4 protein-coding genes are annotated in these 3,481 nt (G+C 43.9%); 3 read left to right on the top strand and 1 reads right to left on the bottom strand.

Features of this window, described 5'->3' with window-relative positions; translation table 11 throughout:
• Positions 1–197 precede the first annotated feature (197 nt).
• The gene (locus F6K49_RS37635) at positions 198–1,412 is read right to left on the bottom strand and encodes a DUF790 family protein (RefSeq protein WP_293105240.1); all 1,215 of its coding nucleotides are present in this window, start codon (positions 1,410–1,412) and stop codon (positions 198–200) included.
• Positions 1,413–1,653: 241 nt separating this feature from the next.
• Between F6K49_RS37635 and F6K49_RS37630 the strand changes: the two genes are divergently transcribed.
• From F6K49_RS37630 to galE, 3 genes are all read left to right on the top strand, one after another.
• Positions 1,654–1,935: a hypothetical protein gene (locus F6K49_RS37630; protein WP_070391671.1), complete on the top strand. Its 282-nt coding sequence runs from the start codon at positions 1,654–1,656 to the stop codon at positions 1,933–1,935.
• Between the two features lie 116 nt (positions 1,936–2,051).
• Positions 2,052–2,210, top strand: a complete 159-nt coding sequence (locus F6K49_RS37625; RefSeq protein ID WP_293105237.1) for a hypothetical protein — start codon at positions 2,052–2,054, stop codon at positions 2,208–2,210.
• 174 nt (positions 2,211–2,384) lie between these two features.
• On the top strand, positions 2,385–3,416 hold the full coding sequence (gene galE, locus F6K49_RS37620; RefSeq protein ID WP_293105234.1) for a UDP-glucose 4-epimerase GalE: 1,032 nt from the start codon (positions 2,385–2,387) through the stop codon (positions 3,414–3,416).
• Positions 3,417–3,481: the final 65 nt, after the last annotated feature.

Here is a 3,481-nt window from a genome sequence, read left to right as displayed (position 1 = left end):
CATAGCGCGCAATTTTACACTCAATTTATACCGTGAAAAAATGTTTAAAAACATGGCACAAGCTCAACGAATTTGTTCTTTTAGTCTAGACACGCTTAAGCCACTTTTTAGAATGAAATAGCCCTGCTACTCCCTACTCCCTACTCCCTACGCCCTACTCCCTGCTATAACCCTCAACAACTGTGCCTTTCCCCAAACTATTGCAAAAGCTCCAACACAGCTTTCGGTGAAAGTTTATCCTTAAACCAAACAACTTGAGCTGGCAAATTCTTCACCGTAACCCCAGCTTTATCCAAATTTAACCGTTCCGAAATCGCCAGAATCAAATTGTCACATTCGGCCTTGCGCACCTGAGCGAATTTCTTCCTTAAATACTCTGGACGCCAGTAACCAATAATTTCTAATAGGAAATTTCGCCCATCAGGATGAACAAGCCGAAAATCCGGCACCATCACACTACCAGGAATAGGAATTAAATCCACTTCTCGCTCTAACACCCACTGAGTTTTCTGAGATTCCCAACGCTTCGCAAAGGAAGCCTCTAACATACTGTCGTAGGGTTTACCAGGGGGATAGTGAGTCACCAAGCCACAGCGGTCATTAAGACTAAAATGCCCCGTTTTGATCGTACCGCTGTAAGAGTCACGGCTTTGTAACGTCGCCTTGAGACTCCATTTAGTAACGTGTAGTAAGGCTGGAATCAGTTTAGCGATCGCTAAACCATAGCGAGTACTCGGCTTAAATAAACTAGTCGGTCCATCAATAGTAATCGTGAAGCCATGGTCCGCATCCCCTTCAATGTAGGTCATCAGCTGAAACAACTTCAAATAGCGGATTAATAGCTTATACTCCCCTGGAACATTGCGGTGAGCATTCAGAGTCATCTCAGATGCTCGATAAAAAATACCCTGGACTTGAGATAAATTATAGCGATGCAGTAATGCTTCTGGTGCTGGGTGATCGAACTGAGTCAGAATACGATTTTCGTGTAAATCCGCATAAAGTCCTTTAGAAATTTGCTCAGGCAACACTTCTTGGTTTAATTCCTTAGATAAAGCAGTGCTCACGCTTTCTAGAGTAGTCTGAGTTGCCTGGCGACTAGGGACAGATTGAGCCGCCAGAGCAAAAACTCGTTGGCGGAGTTCCTTAGGGTCTATGGGGCTAACAACTTCAAAGGTACTGAAGCTCGTTTTAAGAATATGGGCTAAACCTCGTTTAACCCGGTAGTCAGGGCTATCTCCTTCCCAATCGGACAACTTACGATCTAGGTTCCCTTGGGTACTACCAGTAGCCTCAATAAAGCAGTCGATTAACTCAGCTGCCATAGCACAGGTCTGATTGTTAATCAGCAACCGTTTGGGAATGATTTCTTCGCCATTTTGTCTACTAATTAGCAAATCAGTCGGTAGCATTAATAATTAAGTCGTTTTTTTCTTTCTTTGCTGTGATATCTTGCTTTTATTGGCGGTGTCATGATAAAAGTAAACGGGTAAAGACATTGCCAGGTTGCCTGGTAAAGAGAATAAATGGTCAAGGAGGTTTTCAGCCAACTGTCTTTTCTACCATCAAAATTTATTCTTTACTCGCAATACTTCCTTTGACCCTAACCATTAAGGTTGGCTCGATTGAATTATACAGAGGTGCGAAATAACCATGAAAACCGCTCTATCCCCAGAATCCGCATTTTTCAGTTCCCATCGACCAAACCATAAATCTGTAGCGTCTACATCCGAACGCCAATCCAAGCTGGACATAGAGACAATGGTAAACCAGATGATTACCAGAGGTCAATTGAGCCGTCAAGAGTATTTACAGCTGACGAGTGCCTTCCTCTGCGATTACAATATAAACGACGCAGAACGCCACCAGATTAACCGGATATTTGATAATGTTCAGACTGGTCGTGTGAAATTAGTTGATTATCAAGTTAGTTAATTATAGACCCACAGTGACAACCACCCACACTTTACTATCTTGAAAGTGTGGGATGACAACCAAGCCTTTGTTATTAGCCGCAGGGTTCCGTGAAGCCATCCATCTTGGTTGTGATTATGTCAGAAACACTACCTTACCCCAGACTTATAGACGCAATCCGCCCTGAGCATCCTTATGGATGGAGTATTGTTTTAATTATTGTCAAAGTGCGTCTGACAGCCATTGAATCCAACAACCCCCTTACCGCTAGGAGGTGGGACTTGAAGCCAAAATAATTAACCGGAATAATGAATCAGCTTGACTATTGCGTCACAATTAGGTTTCAGCATCACCAACTCAACTCTGGCATCTACTAATGGGATTACTATTGTACCGAAGTTTGCGGAATTATAAGTCATCCCAGGGAATAATTTGGTAAAAGCAAAAATCTAGACTAGCGAGGTATTCAAGTGTCGCAATCCAAAGCAACTGTGCTAGTTACGGGGGGAGCCGGATATATTGGCTCCCATGCTGTATTAGCACTCTTGGGAGCTGGCTACAATGTGGTGGTTCTAGACAATTTAGTCTATGGTCATCGAGACATAGTCGAAGATGTTCTCAAGGTCAAGCTAGTTGTCGGTGATACCAATGACCGGGTATTACTCGACAATCTTTTTAGTGACTATGATATCAGTGCAGTCATGCACTTTGCTGCCTATGCCTACGTAGGAGAGTCGGTAACTGACCCTGCTAAATATTACCGCAATAATGTCACCGGGACACTAACACTCCTGGAAGCTATGGTAGCAGCATCAATTAATAAATTAGTCTTTTCTTCTACCTGTGCTACCTACGGGGTACCAAAAACTGTACCGATTCCAGAAGATCATCCCCAAAACCCCATTAATCCCTATGGGGCGAGTAAATTAATGGTAGAGCGGATTCTATCCGATTTCCATACCGCCTATGATTTAAAATCCGTAACCTTCCGCTATTTTAATGCCGCTGGTGCTGACCCAGAGGGTAGGCTAGGGGAAGACCACACTCCCGAAACCCACCTTATCCCCTTAGTGCTGCTCACTGCTTTAGGTAAACGGGAGTCCATCTCCATTTTTGGTACCGATTATCCCACAGCTGACGGAACTTGTATTCGGGACTATATTCACGTCCAGGATTTAGCCTCTGCTCATGTTTTGGGGTTGGACTATTTGTTAAAGGGTGGGGATAGTGAAATCTTTAACTTAGGTAATGGCAACGGCTTCTCAGTCAAAGAAGTCATTGAGGCAGCCAGACTTGTAACTAAACAAGAGATCAAAGCTATAGAATGCGATCGCCGTCCTGGTGATCCGCCCGCTTTGGTCGGTAGTAGTGACAAAGCCAGAAAACTTCTGGGTTGGTATCCCCAATATTGCGATATAAATACCATCTTATCCCACGCCTGGCAATGGCATCAGAAGCGCCATGGGGTCACCGATGCTGGCCTTAGGGTTCCCGCAGCATAAAGGATTAAGGATTAAGGATTAATGATGTAGATCGGAAGAGCGAAGGTTGCATAACACAGATCAGT

This window comes from Moorena sp. SIO3I6 (genome assembly GCF_010672095.1).
This window is presented reverse-complemented; position numbering and strand designations above follow the sequence as displayed.

Coding starts and splice junctions, on each gene's coding strand:
- F6K49_RS37635 (WP_293105240.1), bottom strand. CDS start 1,412: ATGCTACCGACTGATTTGCTAATTAGTAGACAAAATGGCGAAGAAATC.
- F6K49_RS37630 (WP_070391671.1), top strand. CDS start 1,654: ATGAAAACCGCTCTATCCCCAGAATCCGCATTTTTCAGTTCCCATCGA.
- F6K49_RS37625 (WP_293105237.1), top strand. CDS start 2,052: ATGTCAGAAACACTACCTTACCCCAGACTTATAGACGCAATCCGCCCT.